Source organism: Lysinibacillus sp. RS10 (assembly GCF_041956855.1).
Taxonomy (GTDB): Bacteria; Bacillota; Bacilli; order Bacillales_A; family Planococcaceae; genus Lysinibacillus; species Lysinibacillus xylanilyticus_A.
Genome location: NZ_CP167122.1, coordinates 1,411,195 through 1,433,116 on the forward strand (window position 1 = coordinate 1,411,195; position 21,922 = coordinate 1,433,116).

At 37.6% G+C, this 21,922-nt stretch carries 20 protein-coding genes; 14 read left to right on the forward strand and 6 right to left on the reverse strand.

Features of this window, described 5'->3' with window-relative positions; translation table 11 throughout:
- Positions 1–28 precede the first annotated feature (28 nt).
- From ACB089_RS07105 to ACB089_RS07135, 7 genes are all read left to right on the forward strand, one after another.
- On the forward strand, positions 29–1,357 hold the full coding sequence (locus tag ACB089_RS07105) for a PTS sugar transporter subunit IIC (RefSeq protein WP_374965817.1): 1,329 nt from the start codon (positions 29–31) through the stop codon (positions 1,355–1,357).
- Positions 1,358–1,382: 25 nt separating this feature from the next.
- Entirely contained in the window at positions 1,383–2,465 is a 1,083-nt protein-coding gene (locus tag ACB089_RS07110) for a DUF871 domain-containing protein (protein ID WP_374965818.1), read from the forward strand.
- A 523-nt stretch (positions 2,466–2,988) separates the two neighbouring features.
- Positions 2,989–3,984: an N-acetylglucosamine kinase gene (locus ACB089_RS07115; RefSeq protein WP_374965819.1), complete on the forward strand. Its 996-nt coding sequence runs from the start codon at positions 2,989–2,991 to the stop codon at positions 3,982–3,984.
- 360 nt (positions 3,985–4,344) lie between these two features.
- Positions 4,345–5,106 carry a ThiF family adenylyltransferase gene (locus tag ACB089_RS07120; protein ID WP_368635831.1) on the forward strand — a complete coding sequence of 254 codons (762 nt, stop codon included), beginning with the start codon at positions 4,345–4,347 and terminating at the stop codon, positions 5,104–5,106.
- A gap of 347 nt (positions 5,107–5,453) precedes the next feature.
- Positions 5,454–5,840, forward strand: a complete 387-nt coding sequence (locus tag ACB089_RS07125) for a hypothetical protein (protein WP_374965820.1) — start codon at positions 5,454–5,456, stop codon at positions 5,838–5,840.
- 172 nt (positions 5,841–6,012) lie between these two features.
- Entirely contained in the window at positions 6,013–6,573 is a 561-nt protein-coding gene (locus tag ACB089_RS07130) for a hypothetical protein (RefSeq protein ID WP_374965821.1), read from the forward strand.
- Between the two features lie 311 nt (positions 6,574–6,884).
- Complete coding sequence (locus ACB089_RS07135; RefSeq protein WP_374965822.1) at positions 6,885–7,604, forward strand: hypothetical protein; 720 nt, start codon at positions 6,885–6,887, stop codon at positions 7,602–7,604.
- A gap of 149 nt (positions 7,605–7,753) precedes the next feature.
- Here the strand turns inward: ACB089_RS07135 and ACB089_RS07140 are convergent, their stop codons facing one another.
- Positions 7,754–9,043: a replication-associated recombination protein A gene (locus ACB089_RS07140; RefSeq protein WP_374965823.1), complete on the reverse strand. Its 1,290-nt coding sequence runs from the start codon at positions 9,041–9,043 to the stop codon at positions 7,754–7,756.
- A 195-nt stretch (positions 9,044–9,238) separates the two neighbouring features.
- Between ACB089_RS07140 and cymR the strand changes: the two genes are divergently transcribed.
- The 4 genes from cymR (at position 9,239) to ACB089_RS07160 (ending at position 12,823) form a co-directional block, all read left to right on the forward strand.
- The gene (gene cymR, locus ACB089_RS07145) at positions 9,239–9,658 is read left to right on the forward strand and encodes a cysteine metabolism transcriptional regulator CymR (protein ID WP_053484768.1); all 420 of its coding nucleotides are present in this window, start codon (positions 9,239–9,241) and stop codon (positions 9,656–9,658) included.
- 94 nt (positions 9,659–9,752) lie between these two features.
- Entirely contained in the window at positions 9,753–10,901 is a 1,149-nt protein-coding gene (locus tag ACB089_RS07150) for a cysteine desulfurase family protein (RefSeq protein WP_374965824.1), read from the forward strand.
- A gap of 53 nt (positions 10,902–10,954) precedes the next feature.
- Complete coding sequence (gene mnmA, locus ACB089_RS07155; protein WP_374965825.1) at positions 10,955–12,079, forward strand: tRNA 2-thiouridine(34) synthase MnmA; 1,125 nt, start codon at positions 10,955–10,957, stop codon at positions 12,077–12,079.
- 84 nt (positions 12,080–12,163) lie between these two features.
- Positions 12,164–12,823 carry a tetratricopeptide repeat protein gene (locus ACB089_RS07160; protein ID WP_374965826.1) on the forward strand — a complete coding sequence of 220 codons (660 nt, stop codon included), beginning with the start codon at positions 12,164–12,166 and terminating at the stop codon, positions 12,821–12,823.
- A 60-nt stretch (positions 12,824–12,883) separates the two neighbouring features.
- Here ACB089_RS07160 and ACB089_RS07165 read toward each other — a convergent pair whose 3' ends face one another.
- The 4 genes from ACB089_RS07165 to ACB089_RS07180 form a co-directional block, all read right to left on the reverse strand.
- Complete coding sequence (locus tag ACB089_RS07165; protein ID WP_374965827.1) at positions 12,884–13,624, reverse strand: GTP pyrophosphokinase family protein; 741 nt, start codon at positions 13,622–13,624, stop codon at positions 12,884–12,886.
- Between the two features lie 163 nt (positions 13,625–13,787).
- Complete coding sequence (locus ACB089_RS07170; RefSeq protein ID WP_374965828.1) at positions 13,788–14,075, reverse strand: hypothetical protein; 288 nt, start codon at positions 14,073–14,075, stop codon at positions 13,788–13,790.
- Positions 14,072–14,839: a phosphoribosylformimino-5-aminoimidazole carboxamide ribotide isomerase gene (hisA, locus tag ACB089_RS07175; protein WP_374965829.1), complete on the reverse strand. Its 768-nt coding sequence runs from the start codon at positions 14,837–14,839 to the stop codon at positions 14,072–14,074. The genes ACB089_RS07170 and hisA overlap by 4 nt, the downstream gene beginning before the upstream one ends.
- Before the next feature lie 243 nt (positions 14,840–15,082).
- Entirely contained in the window at positions 15,083–15,238 is a 156-nt protein-coding gene (locus ACB089_RS07180; RefSeq protein ID WP_374965830.1) for a hypothetical protein, read from the reverse strand.
- A 156-nt stretch (positions 15,239–15,394) separates the two neighbouring features.
- Here ACB089_RS07180 and ACB089_RS07185 point away from each other — a divergent pair, with 156 nt between their 5' ends.
- Positions 15,395–17,827 carry an ATP-dependent RecD-like DNA helicase gene (locus ACB089_RS07185; RefSeq protein ID WP_374965831.1) on the forward strand — a complete coding sequence of 811 codons (2,433 nt, stop codon included), beginning with the start codon at positions 15,395–15,397 and terminating at the stop codon, positions 17,825–17,827.
- 32 nt (positions 17,828–17,859) lie between these two features.
- On the forward strand, positions 17,860–19,575 hold the full coding sequence (locus ACB089_RS07190; protein ID WP_374965832.1) for a polysaccharide deacetylase family protein: 1,716 nt from the start codon (positions 17,860–17,862) through the stop codon (positions 19,573–19,575).
- A 59-nt stretch (positions 19,576–19,634) separates the two neighbouring features.
- On the opposite strand, the gene ACB089_RS07195 is transcribed toward ACB089_RS07190, so the two are convergent.
- Entirely contained in the window at positions 19,635–19,823 is a 189-nt protein-coding gene (locus ACB089_RS07195) for a hypothetical protein (RefSeq protein ID WP_368635844.1), read from the reverse strand.
- A gap of 346 nt (positions 19,824–20,169) precedes the next feature.
- On the opposite strand from ACB089_RS07195, the gene hpaB reads away from it, so the two are divergent.
- Positions 20,170–21,606: a 4-hydroxyphenylacetate 3-monooxygenase, oxygenase component gene (gene hpaB / locus ACB089_RS07200; RefSeq protein WP_374965833.1), complete on the forward strand. Its 1,437-nt coding sequence runs from the start codon at positions 20,170–20,172 to the stop codon at positions 21,604–21,606.
- The last annotated feature ends 316 nt before the right edge of the window (positions 21,607–21,922 follow it).

Genomic DNA, 21,922 nt, shown 5'->3' on the forward strand with positions numbered 1-21,922 from the left:
ACATTAAAAAATAAAGGGAGTGTGTGAAATGTTCCGTTTTTTAGAAGAAAAATTTGTGCCGGTTGCTGCTAGAGTAGGGAATCAGCGTCATTTAGTTGCCATTCGAGATGGTTTTATTACGATCATGCCGTTAACAATTGTTGGATCTCTTGCGGTTCTTGTAAATAATTTACCTATCAAATTTTATCAAAATGCACTCGATTCCATCTGGAAACATGAAACTTGGACACAGTGGGGCGGGAATATTTGGAACTCGACATTCGGAATCCTCTCGCTGTTATTAGCTTTTTCCATTGCTTACAATCTTGCAAAAAGCTATGACAAGGATGGACTTTCAGCCGGTGTAATCAGCCTTTCGAGTTATTTGACGTTTGGTACTTTTGGAGAAGGTGGATTAACAGGATTAACAACAGGTACAGGTGGTATATTTATAGCCATTATTATTGCTTTGCTCTCAACTGAATTATTTTGTAAATTGACTGGCAACCCTAAGCTGCTAATTAAAATGCCGAATGGAGTACCACCGGCTGTTTCAAAATCTTTCGCCGCATTACTACCTGCTATTATGACAATTGGTTTATTTGCTCTAATTCGTACAATTATTTCGGCAGGTTTTGATATTCCTGACATTGTCGGTTCATTCTACTCAGCCATCCAAGAGCCGTTTATGGGCTTAACAAATTCATGGATTGCGGCTTTACTTTTAGCATTCATTCCTACGTTTTTATGGACATTAGGTGTTCATGGTGCCAACATTATTGAACCATTTATGCAAACGATAAATTTACCAGCTATAGAAGCGAATGTAAAAGCGATTTCATCTGGTGAAATAGCGCCATACATCGTAAATAAACCATTCTTTGATGCCTTTATTAATATGGGTGGTTCCGGTACGACAAAAGCACTTATTATTGCTATTTTCATTATCGCTAGAAAGAATAAACAATATAATACCGTCGGAAAATTGTCGGCAGCACCAGGGCTTTTCAATATTAATGAACCATTACTTTTCGGTCTTCCAATCGTGTTAAATCCAGTGTTATTTGTACCGTTTATTTTGACACCAATGGTTAACGTAACTATTGCTTTCTTTGCAACGAAGTGGGGCTTTGTGCCAGCAGCTACAGTTTCACCGCCATGGACAACGCCACCGATTATTAATGGATTCTTAGCAACGCAATCTTGGCAAGGAGCTGCCCTTAGTATTGTCTTAATTGTAGTCGCAGTATGTATTTATTTACCGTTCATTTCAATGGCAAACCGTATGGCAAAGCAGAATGAACTACGAGCTGCTGAAGCAGAGTCACAAAAAGAACAGCATGTGACAAAACTAGAGAATCAAAAAGTTGAAGTGTAATTGTAAGCTAACGGAGGTTTTTGAATTGAGAAGATTAGGGATTTCACTATATCCTCAGCATAGTACATTAGAAGATATGAAGCGGTACGTTCAACTCGCTCATGATAATGGTTTTGATCGTATATTCACATGTCTTATGTCGTTAAATAATGATCAGGAACGCCATAAGCTAATGCATATAAATGAATTTGCGCAGCAGCTTGGCTTTGAAATTTCTGCTGATATTGCACCAGCCGTCTTTGAAGATTTAGGCTTAACCTATAAAGATATTGGTTACTTTAAGGAGCATTATCATTTAGCTGCATTGCGCTTAGACATGGGTTTCTCTGGCCAGGAAGAAGCGTTTATGTCTCTCGATGCAAGTAATTTAAAAATAGAATTAAATATTAGTAACGGTACGAAATATGTAGAAACTATATTATCCTATCAACCGAATAAAGATAATATTATTGGCTGCCATAATTTTTATCCGAGACGTTTTACAGGTCTTTCACGCCAACATTTTTTACAAACATCTCAACAATTTAAAGCGAATCATATTCGAACAGCAGCTATGATTTCATCGCAGCATGCTCTGTTTGGACCTTGGGAAGAAACCGAGTATGGCTTGCCAACATTAGAAGAGCATCGTCATCTGCCAATTACGGTGCAAGCAAAGGATTTATGGCACACTGGTTTAATAGATGATTGTATTATTGGCAATATGTATGCTTCTGAGGAAGAAATACGTGCATTAGGCCGAATAAATCGCCATAAGTTAGAGCTGAAGGTTGAACAGTCTGTTGAAACGTCTATTTTAGAAGAAGCGATACTTTTTAAAGAGCCCCATTTTAATCGTGGAGATGTTTCGGAGTATGTGATCCGTAGTACTCAATCTCGAGTTAAATATAAAAATGGTGACTTCCCTGAACATGATAATCATCCACTAAAATTGGGGGATGTGACAATCGATAATAATTTAGATGTACGATATAAGGGTGAGCTCCAAATTGTTTTAAAGGAAATGCCTAATGCTGGATCCACAAATGTTGTGGCAAGAGTTGTAGAAGAAGAGCAATTTTTATTAGCACATATTCAGCCTTGGGCATCATTTGGCTTTACGAAATGATTACAGAAGAAGGGATTAAGCCATTAGTTGAAAGTGCTTAATCCCTTGTTTTATGGTTCATCACAAAACGTGTGGTTGATTTCCGTTCCGGCTGGGCGCTTTGTTGTTGTTGTTGTTGTTGCTGTCGCTACGCTTTCGCACAGAGCAGAGCTTCCTGGGGGCGTCCGATGAGCCGCTTCGCTTCGCTGCAGGGTCTTGGGCCAACAGATGTTTTTTGCGCGAAAGCGTAGTGCTAACGTAGCGGCAGCAGCACGATGTTTTTTGCGCGAAAGCGTAGTGCTAACGTAGCGGCAGCAGCACCGATGTTGGTCACGAAGGCGTTATCACAGGACGTGATGATTTTAGCCTTCGTTCCTCTATTCGCTGATCCCCAAGGAGTCGTCCGCCTCCACTCCAATCAACTTATTTGCATAGTAGACGTTTTAACAAAAGTCATCCACAACTTTTGATGATGAACCTTTTTAATCTTGATTTACCAATGTTTTCTGTAGTAACAACTACAAATAAGACAGGGTGAAATGGATTGAAAAGAAAGGAGCAAAGAGATATGTATGTATTAGCGATTGACGGCGGTGGAACGAAAACGTCAGCAGTGATTTGTGATGAGCTTGGCAATATTTATGCCAAAGTAGAAACGACTCGGAGTAACCCAACAGCAATGGATGTTCATTATTTTAAGTCAACGATTCATGATATACTTCAAAATTTGCAACAGCAAAATCCGCAAGTATTTGCAGCCATAGATTGTTGTTTTGCTGGCATGGCTGGGGTAAAGGAGATACAAGCAGAGGAAGTTGTAGAGACGATAGTACGCCAATATGTCGATGAAACAGTAGCTATTGTTGTTGATAATGATGCCTTAATAGCACTTTACGCAGGCACCCTTGGGAAGGAAGGCATTGTGCAAATTGCAGGGACGGGTGCCATTACAATGGGGTATGATCGTGAGCAACATTTTCGTCGAGTAGGGGGCTGGGGTTATCTTTTTGATGATGAGGGCAGTGGCTATGATTTAGGGGTTCAAGTGCTGAAAGCTATTTTTCAAAGTTATGATGGAAGAGCTGACTCAACAGCTTTGACAGATGTTGTATTGCGTTATTTTTCTGTGGGAAATGTATCACAATTGATAGAGTATATTTATGGAGAGGAGCATCCTCGGACAGTAATTGCGCCATTAAGCAAATATTTATTTGATGTGGCTGAAAAGGGAGATGACGTTGCCATTAGCATTATTGAAGATGCTTGTAAGAAATATTATGTGGCAATTAAAGCATGTTACTCTTGTATGGCTTGGGGTAAAGGGGACGTACCTGTCGTATTAGTGGGTGGCGTTTTTAATAATGAAGCTTTCATAATACCTCAGTTACAGCAACTCGCAAAAGCTGATGAGCTGCCAATGCAATTTATGACACCGGTTTTACAACCAATCGGCGGGGCAGTAATTGCTGCTTTTAAGCAAGTAAATGTACAGCTCAGTTCAGGTTTTGTCGAATCTTTTCAAAAGAATATGAACGGATAGGAAGTAAACGAAAGTAACGAGACTAAAGGCAATTGAAGTAAGTTCAATTGCCTAAAATTTTCTACTACAGACTTTGGATAGTGAGGATTCATTGCGCTGATCGACCCAAGTCAAACTTTTACATACGCATAAGTATTTTGATTAGGAATACTTATTTATTTTAGTTATAATTTTTACTTGATGAATATCATGATAAAATGTAAGATAGGTTTGATTTTATCTTAGTATATAACTTGGTTTACTAATAAAGTGAAACTATAATCAGAGGGAGTCTTCACCGCTGATTATTAGTCTTCACCAATCGGGCTTTTACTGCCCGTTAAAGCGGGATAAAAAATTCAATAGACGGAGAGTGTAAGAATGTTACATCAATTTTCTCGTAACGAGCTCGCGATAGGAACAGAGGGACTCGAAAAATTAAAAAATACAACGGTAGCCATTCTTGGTGTAGGCGGTGTAGGCTCATTTGCTGCTGAGGCATGTGCTCGAAGTGGTATTGGCCGCATTATTTTGGTTGATAAAGATAATGTAGATATTACCAATGTAAATCGCCAATTAGTGGCTTATCTTTCAACGGTCGGTAAATCAAAGTCAGGTGTTATGAAGGAGCGTATTGCTGACATTAACCCTGAATGTGAAGTGATCGATATGCATATGTTTTACACAGAGGAAACATATGAGGAATTTTTCGCACAAGGCATAGATTATGTCATTGATGCGAGTGATACAGTGATGTATAAAATTCATCTGATGAAGGAATGTCTAAAGCGTAATATTCCAATCATATCTAGTATGGGTGCAGCCAATAAAATGGATCCTACTCGTTTTAAAATTGCGGATATTTCTAAAACACATACAGATCCATTAGCAAAAGTAATTCGTACGAAACTACGTAAAGATGGTATTCATAAAGGCGTAACGGTTGTATTCTCAGATGAGAGCCCTATCGTAGTTCGTCCAGATGTCGTTGAGCATGTCGGAAAACCAGATGCAGCCATCCGTAAAGCAAAAATGCCGCCATCTTCCAACGCTTTTGTTCCTTCAGTGGCAGGCTTAATTGCTGCAAGCTGGGTAGTGAACACAATCTTAAAAGATGTAAAAATTACACGTGTACAAGGTTAATACAACTTTGAAAACTATCTGTTATGTCGATAAATATAAAAAGTTAGGCGATAAATTCAAAATTGTTATCGATAAACTTAAATAATTCCTCGATAACAATTAAAAAGCGAAGAAATCCTAGAAAATTGGACTGCTGCCGCTTCGCTTTCGCACAAAAAACACGTGTTGCTGCCCTCCAGCCCACGTTATGGTGATGTGCCATTTTATAGTAGTAGCTGTCTCAAGTGGCTTTGGAGACAGCTGCTTTTTCTATGTTACAATAGGAACGTCGTGAAGAAGAAGGGGTCTACAACTTTTGTGATCCCTCTAACATTTAATGTAGAACCTATAAAAGGAGACATTTAATAATGGAGCAAATCTATCAAATGGAATATAGGGGTTTAAACCTATTCGATGAAATTGGCACAGTGGAATTAGCGATTGATGAGGAAGGGCATACGATACATATTTTTGATATTGGACAGGTTGTTAGCCCTATTTTTAATTTTGATGTTTCTGCTTATGAACTGTCAGATGGTTTTTACAAAATGGCGGATATACTTCGTCATAAACGTATATTGACAAATCAACTGCCAGGCAGTGAATTAACGCTTAGTGACTGGTTAATTACAAACAATGCTTATTTTTATATACCACAAAAAAGAATAAAAAAATATTCGCAAGGAAGTATTGTAGAAATTGTTGATCGAACGAAAGAGCAATCTTTATTTGACGATTATGTACAAAGGACGTAATTTTACCAAAATTGTTCGCCTTGCGGTGCTCAAAATGCTATTAATTCACGAAATTGCCTTATTTTGTTCAAGTGACCACTTCTTTATTTAGTTTATTGCTATAATTTTAATAATTCTAATAGATACTAGATTGGTTTGTTTGGAATGTACAGGACTACTTAGGGGAGTAGGAATGACTTTTAGAAAACAAATGACAACATCGGAGAGTGGTAAAATGAAAATTCAAGTAATTCGTGATCATTTAGATATTGTAAAGCTTCAAGAGAAAATGAATGATATTGTATTTGACTATTTGGATACATCTAATAATTATCAGAAGGCTATGAGGGAACTAGATCCGTTATATACGCAAGTTACAACATTTTATAAAGCGTATATTACTGAAAGAGCGGGTGAAATACCGAGTAGTAATACTTATTGGCATTTGTTTATAGATTGTTGTGCAAAGCTCTGCTATTTTTTAGCGTCATCAACTTATTATTCATCCAATGAGCTACAAAAAACACCTGAGAAAGTTGAACAATTATTAACGGTTGCTGCCCTTTCTTTACCTAGCATTGAACAGGAAGAGAATGAACAATTGTTATTGGAAATTTTTTCGCTTTATAGTGAAGTCGTAGAGGATGAAGAGAAAATAACATCATTACGACATGCAGTACTTGAACAAAAAGGTGCGGTCAAACAATGTTTGCAACAATTTAAATTATTTGTTGATAATGAAATTACGGGATAATTGATTAATCATCATTTTTTTGAAAATAGAATAACAGTCTAGAATCTGCTTACTTTTTGCGGTTTATCCTCCATTCCTTACAGCGCTCGGGCTTGATGAGGGGGTGGTTGGGTTTCCATTTCTTAAAGTTTTGCAGATTTTTTTTGTGGATTTTATTAGAATAGCATGAATGAGAGTCGAGGTAGTGTCAAAATTTTGTTGAAAGGAAATGAAAAAAGGACTTTTTTCTTAAAAGGGATTTATAATTTTTTGTCGAAATATAGTTAAAAATTGAAAACTATGTGTAAGGTTTGTAGGAAGGAGGCTGTGCAGTGTTAATAAACGGTAACGATATTGATTTGTCGAACTTAGAAAAACCACTTTTATTAGTAAGTGAGGATGAAGAACTTTTATTTCTTCGGCTTATACAACCAACACTTGAACAGGGGCTTATCCAATGTCCATTAGCTTTCTCGACAAGAAAATCTATCTCGATCGTAAGGGATTTTTGGTTGGCAATGTATAAAGATCAAGAAAAATTATATATCAACAGTGGACATGCGCTCCTATATCCAATTCGTCTAATCATATTCGAGCTCGTGACACAAGAGGATTACTTTAAACGTTTGTCGAAAAAAGCTTTTGGAGAGGAATGGCTGTCACTTATTTATGCAGTTGTCTTATTACAATTTGTCTTGCAGTGGATAAAGGAACGATTTTGTGATAACAAGGAAGTTTATGAGGCATTAAAAGTATTATACAGAGCAGCAGATGATGATGTAGAAGATGATCAAACCTCGCCATCAAGGGAGCAATCGATTGGTCAAGCAATAGCTGTAAAGGCAATACGCTTTGAAGTTCGGGAGAATGCCCAGGAGTTTGCTAGTTTACTCACTCAAACTCAAAAATTTATTAATTATTTACATGAAAAAGAAAGTGAAAAGGTGGAGCAAGAAACGACTAAGTTCCCTTTGATGAGAGATGTGGAAGATACATTGAACTTATTTTACAGTAAGCGCTATACAACAAATAAAGTAACCTTTACAGGCTGATTGTTTAGCAGTCTGTCCTGTTTTTCCCGCATTAACGGGCAGTAATAAATCTGTACCGCAAGCAAAGAAATAAGGCCCTTCTTGTTTAAAGTGGAAGTGCCTTATTTTCATAAGATTATGTTTTTCAGTACTCTAATCATGTAGCGATATTACTTTTCATCTTTATGAAAAGATTTAAGTTTCTCGTAGATCCCTGCCATTCGTTTTTCTTCACCTGCAATGACAGGTTTGTAAAATTCAGTTCCCACAAGCTCGTCGGGCAAATATTGCTGGTCAACCCAGCCTCCGAATGTTCCAATCGGGCTGTTGTGGGGATATTGGTAACCTGTATGACCTAAATCTTTTGCTCCACCATAATGAGCATCGCGTAAATGATGTGGAATGTCTCCTGTTTTTCCTTCGTGAATGCTGGCAATTGCGGCATCAATGGCTGCAATTGCAGAATTGGATTTGGATGCAAGGCACATTTCAATAATAGCACTAGCAAGCGGAATTCGCGCCTCTGGTAACCCTAAACGCTCTGCCGCTTGTACAGCTGCAAGCATATGCGGTCCTACATCAGGATTGGCAAGACCTATATCCTCATAAGCCATAACAAGTAAGCGTCGGCTAACAGCTACTAAATCACCTATTTCCAATAAATGTGCTAAATAATACAATGCTGCATTTGTATCACTTCCGCGCACAGATTTTTGCAATGCAGATAGCAAGTTATAAAAATGAGACCCTTTTTTATCACCGTAAACACCAATTCTACCGATAAGATGTTCAACAATATGATCGGCTGCAACTGTTTGACCGTCAACTTCATCACTTGCATAATAAATCGATTCGAGCAAAGTCAATGCTTTCCGTGCGTCCCCATTAGCTGCTCCACCAATTTGATCAATTTGATCATCTGTTAATGAAAAATGATGTCTACCCAACCCACGTTTTTCATCAGAAAGTGCTTTTCTAATAAGCTCGATTAAATTTTCTTTCGTTAAACGTTTTAGTTGATAAATTTCTCCGCAACGTGAGCGGATAGCGGGGTTTACATCATGGTATGGATTTTCTGTTGTTGCTCCAATTAACACAATTGAGCCATTTTCAACATGTGGCAACAAAGCATCCTGTTGTAATTTATTAAAACGGTGAATTTCATCTAGAAAAAGTAGGACTTTCCCTGAGATTCGTGCTTCCTGTACAATATCCTCAACGTCCTTTTTACCAGCGCGAGTAGCATTAAGTGCGAAAAAGGGGAGCTCCGAGCTTCCTGCTATGGCATTCGCTATTGACGTTTTACCGATACCTGGCTCACCGTATAGTAGCATAGATGGAACATGTTCATTTTCAATCATTTTATAAAGAGCGGTAGTAGGACCGATAAAATCTTGGTGTCCAACAATTTCATCGAGGGTTAACGGACGCATGCGATAAGCGAGTGGTTCATTATGCATAACAAATTCCCCCTTTCAACAGTTTTCAATGTTTTTTTGTGCTTATAAAGAAGCGATAATAGTATTTTGCCTAACTATACCAAAGCGCAATTAATAGTATATCATAACCTCCCAAGAGTATTTCCGAGTTCTTCAAGAGGAGATTATGATATACTGTTTGTAGTATTTTTGACTAGACTATTTGAGGGTGATAAAATGAAAATTTCTACAAAGGGCCGTTATGGGCTAACGATTATGATTGAACTAGCAAAGCATTATGGAGAAGGACCTATTCCATTACGCAAAATTGCTGCTGAAAAGGAGCTTTCTGAAGCATACTTAGAGCAATTAGTATCACCATTACGTAATTCAGGCTTAGTGAAAAGTGTACGCGGTGCATATGGTGGATATATGTTAGCAAATCCTCCAAGTGAAATTTCAGCGGCTAATGTTATTAGTGTGTTGGAAGGTCCAATTCAACCAGTAGAAGGAATTGAAAATGAAGAAGCACCTCAGCGAGAGTTGTGGCTCCGCATTCGCGATGCTGTGAAAAATGTATTGGATACAACGACAATCGAGGATTTAGCACAATATACTGAGGAAAATGTAGCGGAAGGCTATATGTTCTACATTTAAAAGTTTAGGCTAAAGCACCGCTTCCTAAGTCAACGCAATGTCGTGTGGCAGGGAAACGGATCTTTAGCGCTTTTCGTACAAAGGAGTTTTCAACATGAATTCATATATTTATCTCGATCATGCAGCGTCTTCACCAATGAATGACCAAGTAATAGAAGCTATGACTACCGCAATGCAAAAGGTTTATGGGAATGCTTCAAGTATTCATGGGGCAGGTCGAGAGGCGCGCAAATATTTAGATGATGCTCGTGAAGAATTAGCCAAATCAATTGGTGCTCAACCTGGGGAAATTATTATAACAAGTGGCGGAACCGAGGCGGATAATACGGCTATTTTTGGCACTGTATATGCACGTGCTGCGGAAGGAAAGCACATAATTACCACACAAATTGAACATCACGCAGTGTTACATACGTGTGAGAAGCTTGAACGGGATGGCTTTGATGTGACATATTTGCCAGTTGATGAAAAGGGACGTGTATCTGTAGAAGATGTGCGCAATGCATTACGTAAGGATACGATTTTAGTTACGATTATGTATGGTAATAATGAAGTTGGTACGATTCAACCGATTGCTGAAATTGGTGACTTATTACGTGAACATACGGCTACTTTCCATACGGATGCAGTTCAGGCATATGGCTTAGAGTCAATTAATGTTACTGATTTACATGTTGATTTACTAAGTGTTTCCGCACATAAAATTAATGGCCCTAAGGGAATTGGCTTCCTTTACCAAAAGGTAGGGACACCATTCACTAGTTATGCATTAGGTGGAGCGCATGAGAAAAAGCGCCGTGCTGGTACTGAAAATGTACCTGCAGTGATTGGCTTTGCGACTGCGGTGCGAATTGCAAATGAGTTGCGCGAAGAGAAGCGTGCGCTATACAATCACTTTAAGCAAATTATGCTTGATGTGTTCACACAGGAAAATCTGGAATTTCATGTAAGTGGAGATTTAGAAAATACACTTCCACACGTTTTAAATGTAAGTTTTTCTGGTATGGAAGTAGAGTCATTTCTAGTGAATCTTGATATGGCAGGTATTTGCGTTTCGAGTGGTTCAGCGTGCACTGCTGGTTCCATTGATCCATCACATGTTCTCGTTGCGATGTTTGGACAAGGGACAGAGGAATTACGTAACTCTATCCGCTTTAGCTTCGGTCAAGATTTAACGGAAACTGATGTACAACATGCGGCTGAAAAAACAGCAGCAATCGTGAAAAGACTAGCGAAAAAATGATTTGCTGAAAATTGTATATTTAATGGAATTTAAATAAAGAAAAGGTGACCATAATGAAAGAAACACGTGACCCCTCACAAATTCGTGTTGTTGTCGGCATGTCGGGTGGGGTAGATTCTTCGGTTGCTGCATATTTGCTAAAACAACAAGGATATGAAGTAATCGGGATCTTTATGAAGAACTGGGATGATACAGACGAAAATGGCGTTTGTACAGCTACAGAAGACTATGATGATGTTATTAAAGTATGTAATCAAATCGGGATTCCATACTATGCGGTAAATTTTGAAAAGCAATATTGGGATAAGGTTTTCACATACTTTTTAGAAGAATATAAAGCAGGACGTACGCCAAATCCTGATGTTATGTGTAATAAGGAAATTAAGTTTAAAGCATTTTTAGAGCATGCGATGAATCTTGGAGCTGATTATTTAGCGACTGGTCACTATGCTCGAGTTGATCGTAGTGGAGATGGCGAAGTTAAAATGCTTCGAGGCATTGACAATAATAAAGATCAAACGTATTTCTTAAACCAATTATCGCAGGAACAATTGTCGCATGTAATGTTCCCAATTGGACATATTGAGAAAAAGGAAGTCCGTAAAATTGCGGAGGAAGCTGGATTAGCTACAGCTAAGAAAAAGGATTCAACAGGAATTTGCTTTATTGGAGAGCGTAATTTCAAAGAATTCCTAAGTCAATATTTACCTGCTCAACCTGGTAAGATGGAGACGATGGATGGCGTTGTAATGGGCCAGCATGACGGATTAATGTACTATACACTAGGTCAACGTCATGGTCTTGGAATTGGTGGAGATGGTGAGCCTTGGTTCGTGCTAGGGAAAGATTTGGAACGCAATGTGTTACTTGTTGGACAAGGTTTCCATCATGAGTCATTATATTCTACTTCATTAACTGCTGTGAAAATGAACTATACTTCGACAAAAAAATTGCCCGGGAAATTTTCATGCACAGCAAAATTCCGTTATCGTCAAACAGATACACCAGTGGAAGTAGAAATTTTAGAAGATGGACGTACACATATTACGTTTGCTGAACCAGTACGTGCAATCACACCTGGACAAGCTGTTGTATTATATGATGGTGAAGAATGTTTAGGTGGCGGTACAATCGACGAAGTCTTTAAAAACAATGAAAAACTAACATATGTAGGATAATTCGCGAAAAGACTGCTTATACAGCCTTTCCTAAGGTGTATAGAATTTAGGCAGTCTTTCGCTACATAGAGGTGAACAAAAACAATGAATTTTAACGAGCAGGGCATACAAGCATTTCAAGAAAAGCGTTATGAGGATGCTGCACAACTTTTTACACAAGCAATTGAAGCAGAGCCTGAAAACGCAATTGGTTATGTGAATTTTGGAAATCTCTTAGCGGTGTTGGAGGATACTGAACGTGCAGAGCGTTTCTTTCAAAAAGCAATCACTGTTGATGAAACAGCAGCAACTGCTTATTATGGCTTAGCAAATTTATATTATAATGCGGAACGATATGCGGAGGCAGTAAAGCTTTATGAGCATGCGTTAAAGCATAACATTGAAGGCGCAGATGTCTATTATATGATGGGCAAATGCTTTGAGCGAATGGAAAATCCGAAGCTTGCACTGCCATATTTACAACGAGCTTCAGAGCTTGCCCCAGAAGACACACAAATTCGTTTAGCATATGCAATTGTGCTATGTGCTTTAGAAATGTTTGAAGAGGGTAAGAAAGAATTAGACTATTTAATCGAGCAGGATTGGAATAACGCAGATGCACATTATAATTTAGGTGTACTTTATGCGGTGTCCACTGAACAATCAAAAGATGCCATGTACCACTTGAAACAAGCCTTTACATTACAGCCAGAATACGACCAAGCGCGTTATATTTATGATATGATTGCACAGAGATTTAACTAAAATAGCGCATAGTTGAAAAAGGATGCCGGAATTACTTCGGCATCCTTTTATATCGTGAGATTAATCTTGATCATCTTCGGAAGAATAATCAAGTGGTAGTTGAGATAAATATTGTGCTAATTGTACAATAGGCATTGCATCTAATGACGACTCTGCTTCGTTCGCTTTTAAAATATTTATTTCTTCATTAAGTCGTTCCATTTTTCGATCCAGATCTGCTGCTTGAAGAGCAGCTTCTTTCAATTCCAAACGGATATGTTCAGGTACTTCCTTGTTGTATTTGTAATAGATTTTATGTTCAAGACTAGCCCAGAAGTCCATTGCGATTGTACGGATTTGAATTTCGGTATACACATTCTCTACACGGTCGGACATGAAAATTGGGATTTTTATTATAAGATGCAAGCTTTGATAGCCGTTTTCCTTTGGGAATTTAATATAATCCTTTACATCCACAACTTCAATATCATTTTGTGCCTGTAGCATCTCACTCACTTTATAAATATCCTCTACAAAGGAGCATGTGATTCGCACACCTGCAATATCACGAATGTTTTCACGAATCGCTTCGACAGAAGGCTCAAGGTTCTTTTTCTTGATCTTCAACAATATACTTTTTGGTGATTTTACTCGAGTTGATATATGTTCTATTGGGTTATATTCATGAATTAACTTAAACTCTTCTTGTAAAATATTTATTTTCGTTTCAATTTCTTGTAAGGCAAATCGATAGGATAAAAAGAAACGTTTTAATTCTGCTTGTAGGTTTTTTAAAGTGGTTGCTTCGAGTTCATTTTTCATACTTCATTAAATCCTTTCTTTTACCAAGTAACATTAATGAAATTCTCTTGTTGTGATGTCATTAATAATAGCAAAAATAGCTACTAAATAGAAATATGTGCTCTAAACTATGTGTAGTATTCTTGTTTCAACTAAAAAAGGGGATTTTTAGTCCCCTTAGGTATTAAACGATAATTTCAGCATTTAAGTTGTATCGTTTATTAAATTCATTCACAAATATTTGTAAATCGATATAAGTACCAATATACGCTTCTGTTTCTTGATCTCGTAGGAAGCCGCATGTTGCCTTTAAAGATTTTGAAAACTCAAGCAGCATTTGTTCATTATCTAGCTGTATATGCAACGAAAGTGAATCGTCCTTTGTATTCACCTTGAAATATTTACCATCTAAAATGCGCTCTAAATTTGTTTCTTGAAAAGGAAATACAAAATCTTTATATATTAATTTCACAATACCCCGCCTTTTTTGCAATAGTTTACTACATCTGAATACGGCAAGTCTCCACCGAAAATTGAAAGAGCGCTACCAATTGTAACATGAAGCTTACCATTTGCGATTTTTTTAAATTTCTTTAAGTCGTCTAAAGAACGGACGCCACCAGCATATGTTGTTGGAATTGTTGTCCAAGCGACTAGATCGTGCACTAAGCTTTCCTGCATACCGCCTTTTTTTCCTTCTACATCAACAGCGTGAATAAGTAGTTCGTCACAGAAATTTTCGATATAGGCAATAGACTCAGCATTTACTTCAAAATCACTAAACTTTGTCCATTTATCAGTAACAACAAACCACTTTCCATCGCGCATACGGCAGCTTAAATCGATGACAAGATGCTCTTTACCGATAGTCTGTACTAATTGCTTTAGTCGATCTAAATGGAGCTTACCATCATAGAATATAAATGATGTGACAATAACGTGGGAAGCGCCCGCATCAATATACTTTTTTGCATTTTCCGTCGTAATGCCGCCACCAACCTGTAAACCTTGAGGATATGCTGCTAGTGCTGCTAATGCGGCTTCTTCGTTTCCATCACCTAGCATAATGACGTGACCACCTGTTAAATGATCTTTGGCAAACATTTTTGCATAATAACTAGAGTCATGATTTGAAATAAAGTTTTCGATGACTTCTTGATCTGTATGACCAAGTGTGCTGCCAACTATTTGTTTTACTTTGCCGTCGTGTAAATCGATGCAAGGTCTAAATTCCAATAGCTTCACAATCCTTCCGTGCAACAAATTATCTATATCATAGCATGGAAAGGTTGATAATAGCGGCGAAATCATTTGTCAAAATAATGTCAACTTCATTCAGCGAATATTCTGATAGCTAATGCGAAATGTCAACTAACAGAAGTCTGCCACCTCTTCTTCGGATAACCAAACATCTGTACCTGTCGCTACGCTTTCGGTACAAAAACATTTGCTGAAATAGAGGAACTCAGGCTAAAAGCTTCACATTCTGTGAAAATGCCTGAGTGACCAACGTCGTGTTGTTGTTGCTGCTGCCGCTTCGCTTTCGCGCAGATAAAACTCTTTTGTTGCCGCTGCCGCTTCGCTTTCGCGCAGATAAAACCCTTTTGTTGCCGCTGCCGTTTCGCTTTCGCACAAAAAACATCTGTTGGCCTAAAGCTAAGCCGATCCCGGACGCAATTATGCCGAGGCCAACTTGATTAAAATATAGTGAATTGTCTTTTTACACGTTTTTTCTCGTTATGCTGTGGTAAAATATAATGATTGAAATGAACACGAAAGGACGAATCGCAAATGGCAGAGAATCTTGATTTATTTGAACTAAATAAATTTTTTATACTCGGACGTCCAATCGTCTCTATCTTTCATAATGCACAAAATATGTATTCGATAGTTCGTGTGAAAATTCAAGAGACCAACTTACAGTATGAGGATAAGGAAATAATTGTTGTTGGATATTTCCCACCGTTACAAATGGATGAGCAATATCGTTTTACAGGTTTATTGAAACAACATCCAAAATATGGTGTGCAATTTCAAATTGAGATGTTTACGAAAGAAGTGCCAGCAACAGAGCAAGGAATTGTTCACTACTTATCGAGTGATTTGTTTGTTGGAATCGGAAAAAAAACAGCTGAAACAATTGTAGAGAAACTAGGAGCAAATGCTTTACGTCTTATTTTAGAGGACCCTAACGCACTTGATGCTGTACCTCGTCTATCTGCTGAAAAAAAAGAGGTCATCCACCGTACGATTGAACAAAATCTTGGCTTAGAACGAGTAATGATTCAACTAAATGACTGGGGTTTTGGACCACAGCTAGGTATGAAAATTTACCAAACATATCGAACAGAGGCAGTTGAATTATTAACTGAAAATCCATACCGCCTTATTGAGGATGTAGAGGGTGTGGGTTTCTTTCGTGCCGACGAGCTAGGTGCAAAATTAGGGATTACTGGCAATCATCCAGACCGTATTAAGGCGGCGATTTTACATACTCTAAATACAGCAGCTTTATCGGATGGGCATGTGTATTTAGATGCAGAACATGTTTTACCGCTAGTAAAAGATATGCTTGAGCAAAGCCAACGAGAAGAAATTCCCTTTGAGACTATTTCTAAAGCTTGTATCGAATTACGTGAGGAAAGTAAAATTTGTGGGGAAGAAACGAGACTATATTTACCATCTCTATATTTCTCAGAAGTCGGAATTGCATCAAAAATATTAGCTTTAATCGAACGTAACAATAAGGCTGAACATTTTAGCAAAGACGAAATACGTAAAGCGATTGGTGAAACAGAAGAGATGCTTCATGTCACATATGCTGAAACACAAGCGAATGCTATTGAGCAAGCTTTAAACTCAGCTGTTATGATTTTAACTGGTGGCCCCGGTACTGGTAAAACAACTGTTGTTCGGGGTGTAGTAGAAGTGTATGCAAAGTTACACGGACTATCATTAAACCCGAAGGAATACGCACAAAAAGAAGAGCCATTTCCGATTATTTTATGTGCTCCAACAGGACGTGCTGCCAAGCGTTTATCGGAATCAACAGAACTTCCAGCAATGACAATTCATAGATTACTAGGATTTACCGGTCAGGAAAAAGAAGAAGAAACTGAACGTGAGGTTACAGGAAAACTCATTATTGTAGACGAAATGTCAATGGTCGATACTTGGCTTGCACATCAATTATTAAAATCCTTACATGAGGATGTACAAGTTGTATTTGTTGGCGATCAGGATCAGCTCCCACCAGTAGGTCCAGGGCAGGTATTAAAGGATTTGTTAGCTTCCAAGCAAATACCTACTGTGGAATTAACGGAAGTTTATCGACAAGCAGAGGGCTCAACAATTATTGAACTTGCTCATCAAATTAAACGTGGTCAGATCACTAATGATTTAACTGTAAAAACCTCTGACCGTTCATTTATTAAAGCCTCCTCAGATCAAGTAGCAAGCGTTGTTACACAGGTTGTGAAAAGTGCGGTTGCGAAAGGTCAAGAAATTCGTAATATCCAAGTGTTAGCACCAATGTACAAAGGTCCAGCAGGAATAGACAATTTAAATAAAATGATTCAGGAGCTAATTAATCCAAACGATACTGGTACTAGAAAAGAGCTTGTCTTTGGTGATGTCACATATCGCATAAAGGATAAAGTCTTACAGCTTGTCAATCAACCTGAAAGCAATGTTTTTAATGGTGATATGGGTGAAGTCATCAGTATTATCAAGGCTAAGGAAACAATTGAGAAACAAGATTTGCTTGTTGTGTCATTCGATGGTATAGAAGTAACTTATCAGCGTAGTGATCTCAATCAATTGACACTTGCTTATTGTTGTTCTATTCATAAATCGCAAGGCTCTGAGTTCCAAACAGTTATTATGCCAGTTGTACGAGGCTATTCTAAAATGTTGCGTCGTAATTTATTATATACAGGTATTACGCGTGCAAAAAATTTCTTGATTTTATGTGGTGAGTCAGATGTGCTAGCAGATGGCTTACAACGTACGGATGATTTACAGCGCTTTACGTCCTTACGTGCAAGACTCAATCCAATGAATATAGCAGAGGAAGTTGCGGAAGATGAAACGATTCCTTTGAAAGACGATTTACAGAAAGAAAAACCATCCATTGATAGTAAACTAACGGTCGAAACGGAACCATATATCCATCCTTTGATTGGAATGGATGGTATCTCGCCGTATGATTATTTAGATGAGTAAATGTTGATGAAAATTTTTATGAGGTGAATATAGTGAAACGCATATTATTATTGCTTCTATTCATGATGCTATTACCTTTTGCAGAAAAAGCATATGCAAAAAATACCGTCATCCAAGTGAATGAGGAAGCAACTGTCTTTGATAATCGTTCAGGCTCACTAGTACCGGTGGGGACATTATCAGCAGAGCAAACTTTTGAAGTAACAAAAGATTACGGAGCTAATTGGTGGCAAATTCGTTGGGGTGGTTATTACGGTTATGTTGATAAACGTTACACAACGGTTGTACCAGTAACAACTTATAAAAATACAGTCCCAACAAGTGTAAAGATAAAGGATTATATTGTCGCTACAAGTGATGCACCAATTTATGATAATACAGGTGATGAGCTAGTGCAATTTGCAACATTGGCAGAAGGGGTACGTTTTCCTATTTATAGTAGAATGGGGAATTGGTATGGTATTGCTGTAAATGGACGATTAGGATTTGTACATAGTAAATTTGTTAAAGAAGAAAAAAGCCAGGATCCAATAAATACAAAGCCCGAAAAGCCTGCAAAGCCCGAAAAGCCAACAAAGCCTAATGAAAAACCAACTCCGCCACCTAGTAAGCAAAATGGGTACATCGAGGCTTTAGAAAACGTAACTCTTTATGATTTCCGCCGTGAAAAACCAATGGCTATTGCTACGTTGATGAAAGGGCAACAGCTAGAGGTTGTAGATGCAATAGATCCAAAATATGTAAAAGTTCGTTGGGGGAAATCGTATATTTATGCAGAAAAATCAAAAGTGAAATTTATAAATACTCCTGCTTATAAAAATATGGGTAAGGACAATGCCATGAAAAATGAGTATCTTATCCCTATTTCTGCAAACAGTGAGATTTATGACTACACAGCAAAAACGTTACAGCCATTTGCCAAGCTAGATTTAAATCGCCGTTATCCGATTTTGCGCAAAGAAGGTAGTTGGTACGTAACGGTGCTTGGTGGCCGTGAAGGATATATCCATAGCTCTAAAGTAGCGCTCGATCGCGGTGTCCCAGTAATGATGTATCATCATTTTCTAAAAGAGGATGAGCTTGGACGTTTTAAAAATGTAAGTACTACAATGACAGATGTTCAATTTACGAAAGAAATGCAGTATTTGAAAAGTATGAACTATGAAACTGTTAGTGCGGACGAATTATTACGTTTCATGCGCGATGAAATTACATTGCCTGCTTATTCAATTGTTTTGACTTTTGATGATGGTTTATTATCGACACGTGAATATGCATATCCGGTGCTCAAAGAAAATGGCTTTAAAGCTACACAGTTTTTAATTACGTACCGCAATGAAAATTCTAAAGATGACCAAATATTTAATTATAATGATTTACAGTCACTTTCACGTCAGGATATGACAAATATGCAAGATGTCTATACGTATGGATCACACACTTACAATTTACACGATTTAGTGGGGAATAAAGGCAAAATGCTTCTGATTCCATATCATGAGGTTGCTCAGGATTTACAGCGCAGTTTAACATATATTCCTGAGGCAAAGGCTTTTGCTTATCCGTTTGGGCAATATAATGCCAACATCACTAATGCGGTAAAGGAAGCGGGATTCACAATGGCGTTTTCAACGGCGCTTGGCTATAACAATCCGTACGATGATGTGTATCAAATTAAACGCTTGTCCAGTAATCAAACAACAACATTTGAGCAATTCCAAAAGATGGTTCTACCATATGCGCAATAAAAGAAAAAACCCGATCAATTTGAATTGATCGGGTTTTTTCTTGATTATACCTATTTTGATTAGTGGATGCCAACTAGGTGATGTTTAACGACTTCATATGCTTGGCAAACATTTTTAAATTGATCCTTTTCTTTAGCAATCATTTCTGAAGCAATAGAAAATAAAAGATTTTCTTCAGTATGATCTTCCATTTTATTCATTAAAGCAGCTTCCATTTTCGCTACGTACGAGATGATTTGATGATTCATATATATGTTCTCCTTTAATAAAAAGATGTACTTGTTTTGGTTACGAAGCTATCTTACACCTACGTATATGAAAAATCTAGCAATTCTGTACTAGTCGAAGAAGACTTTTTCATGAATGTGACATAAAATCGAACTCGTGAGAAAAGTGCTAATTGAAACCGTTTTTATCTAAAATAACTGAAAAAACGTGCAATGAAGGAGGGTTCTTAGCTGTATTTATAAAGTAGTACAGTTTGGTTGATTTAAGTATTTGCTATAGTACAGTTGTCTATGGTGGAACCTAATATTAGGAAATTCCATATACTAAATGAGTAAAAAATATTTGTAACGTTTAGGGGTGACTTTCATGCCAGTAATTACAGGGCAGCAATATATTGATCGTATTGACGCTTTACAAACGTATATTTATATTGATGGGAAAGTTGTCACAGGGAAGGTGTCGGAGCATCCAGCATTTAAGGGAGTTATGAAGAGTCAAGCAAGGCTTTTTGATTTACAAAATGAAAAGGAATTGCTTGAGAAAATGACATATGTGTCGCCAGCAAGCAATAAGCGTGTAGGTATGTCTTTCCTTCAAGTGGCGACAGTCGAAGATCTTGTGAAAAGGCGTAAAGCAGCACGGGAATGGGCATTATCCACTCATGGTTTTATGGGGAGATGTCCTGATTACATGAATACAACATTAATGGCTTTAGCATCAGCAGCAGATTTTTTAAAAGATAAGCCAAACTGTTTTCCTAACCATTTACTGAATTTTTATGAGTATGCACGTGAGAATGATTTGACAATGACACATACGTTTATAGAGCCACAAGTAAATCGCAACCGATTTTATTTTGAAGATGAAGAAGTTACAATTGCCGCTAAAATTGTAGATAATACAAATGAGGGATTAGTAATTAAAGGGGCAAGACTACTTGCGACGCAGGGAGGAATTACAGATGAACTCCTAGTTTTATCAACGAATGGCTATGATGAAGGAAAAGGCTTTGGTTTCTCGATACCAAGTAATACGAAAGGTTTAAAGTTTTTATGTAGACAGTCATTTGTTGGAGGGGAATCGGTTTTTGACCATCCATTAAGTAGTCGTTTCGAGGAAATGGACGCAATTGTAGTATTTGATAATGTTGTTGTCCCATGGGAACGCGTATTTTATTATGGGAATGTAGAAGTTGCCAATAGCTTTATGAACGTAAGTGGATTTCAAACATATGGTTTACATCAAGTTCTTTCACGTCAAATTGCCAAAACAGAATTTGTCTTAGGTGTTGTACAGTCAATTGTTGATACAATCAGTATCGGCGATTACCAACATGTGCAGCAAAAAGTTGTTGATATTATTGTGTCACTTGAAACGATGAAGGCTTTACTGTTAAAGTCTGAGATTGAGGCAAAAAAAGATGTTTTTGGCTTTATCAGACCTGATCATCCAACATTACTAGTAGCTATTCAGATTTTCCCTAAAGTATATCCGACCTTCACAGAAATAATTCAGTTACTTGGTGCGAGTGGGTTAATGTCCATTCCGAGTGAAAAAGCATTTGCAGCGGATGATGGTGATCTTGAACATTATTTACAGTCTTCTCAGGAGGGTGGAGAGGCGCGCGTCAAAAAATTCCGCTTAGCTTGGGATTTAACGATGAGTAGCTTTGGTACAAGACAAACACTGTATGAGCGCTTTTTCTTTGGTGACCCAGTTCGTGTAGCAACTGTACTTTATAAAACTTATGATAGGGAATCACTAGTTAATAGAGTGGAAACCTTTTTAAAAAATGATAATTAGCTTTGAAAAAGAAATCGTTTAAAAAATTTAGTATTCTTTTCTATTTGACGGTTTCTTTATTTTGCATATGCAGAGGATTTGTCACGGGCTGCTTTGTATGCATATAACTACAGTATTTTTCAATTATGAATGGTGAATCGATAGAAAAGCTTAATCTCAGTCGTGTTGATTAGGAAAAATAGATTTATTATTGAGTGACAAAAAGATTTTTTTTGTTGCTATTTTGAAATATATTCCCATTTTCAACTGATTGTAGCGTAGGGCTACTCGACTCCCGCCCGCAGCGGAAATCAGCGCCTTCTAATGAATTAGGATG

Excerpts from the sequence above, each read along its gene's own strand:
- ACB089_RS07105 (WP_374965817.1), top strand. The coding sequence starts at position 29 with ATGTTCCGTTTTTTAGAAGAAAAATTTGTGCCGGTTGCTGCTAGAGTA.
- ACB089_RS07120 (WP_368635831.1), top strand. The coding sequence starts at position 4,345 with ATGTTACATCAATTTTCTCGTAACGAGCTCGCGATAGGAACAGAGGGA.
- ACB089_RS07125 (WP_374965820.1), top strand. The coding sequence starts at position 5,454 with ATGGAGCAAATCTATCAAATGGAATATAGGGGTTTAAACCTATTCGAT.
- ACB089_RS07130 (WP_374965821.1), top strand. The coding sequence starts at position 6,013 with ATGACTTTTAGAAAACAAATGACAACATCGGAGAGTGGTAAAATGAAA.
- ACB089_RS07140 (WP_374965823.1), bottom strand. The coding sequence starts at position 9,043 with ATGCATAATGAACCACTCGCTTATCGCATGCGTCCGTTAACCCTCGAT.
- cymR (WP_053484768.1), top strand. The coding sequence starts at position 9,239 with ATGAAAATTTCTACAAAGGGCCGTTATGGGCTAACGATTATGATTGAA.
- ACB089_RS07150 (WP_374965824.1), top strand. The coding sequence starts at position 9,753 with ATGAATTCATATATTTATCTCGATCATGCAGCGTCTTCACCAATGAAT.
- mnmA (WP_374965825.1), top strand. The coding sequence starts at position 10,955 with ATGAAAGAAACACGTGACCCCTCACAAATTCGTGTTGTTGTCGGCATG.
- ACB089_RS07160 (WP_374965826.1), top strand. The coding sequence starts at position 12,164 with ATGAATTTTAACGAGCAGGGCATACAAGCATTTCAAGAAAAGCGTTAT.
- ACB089_RS07165 (WP_374965827.1), bottom strand. The coding sequence starts at position 13,624 with ATGAAAAATGAACTCGAAGCAACCACTTTAAAAAACCTACAAGCAGAA.
- ACB089_RS07185 (WP_374965831.1), top strand. The coding sequence starts at position 15,395 with ATGGCAGAGAATCTTGATTTATTTGAACTAAATAAATTTTTTATACTC.
- ACB089_RS07195 (WP_368635844.1), bottom strand. The coding sequence starts at position 19,823 with ATGAATCATCAAATCATCTCGTACGTAGCGAAAATGGAAGCTGCTTTA.
- hpaB (WP_374965833.1), top strand. The coding sequence starts at position 20,170 with ATGCCAGTAATTACAGGGCAGCAATATATTGATCGTATTGACGCTTTA.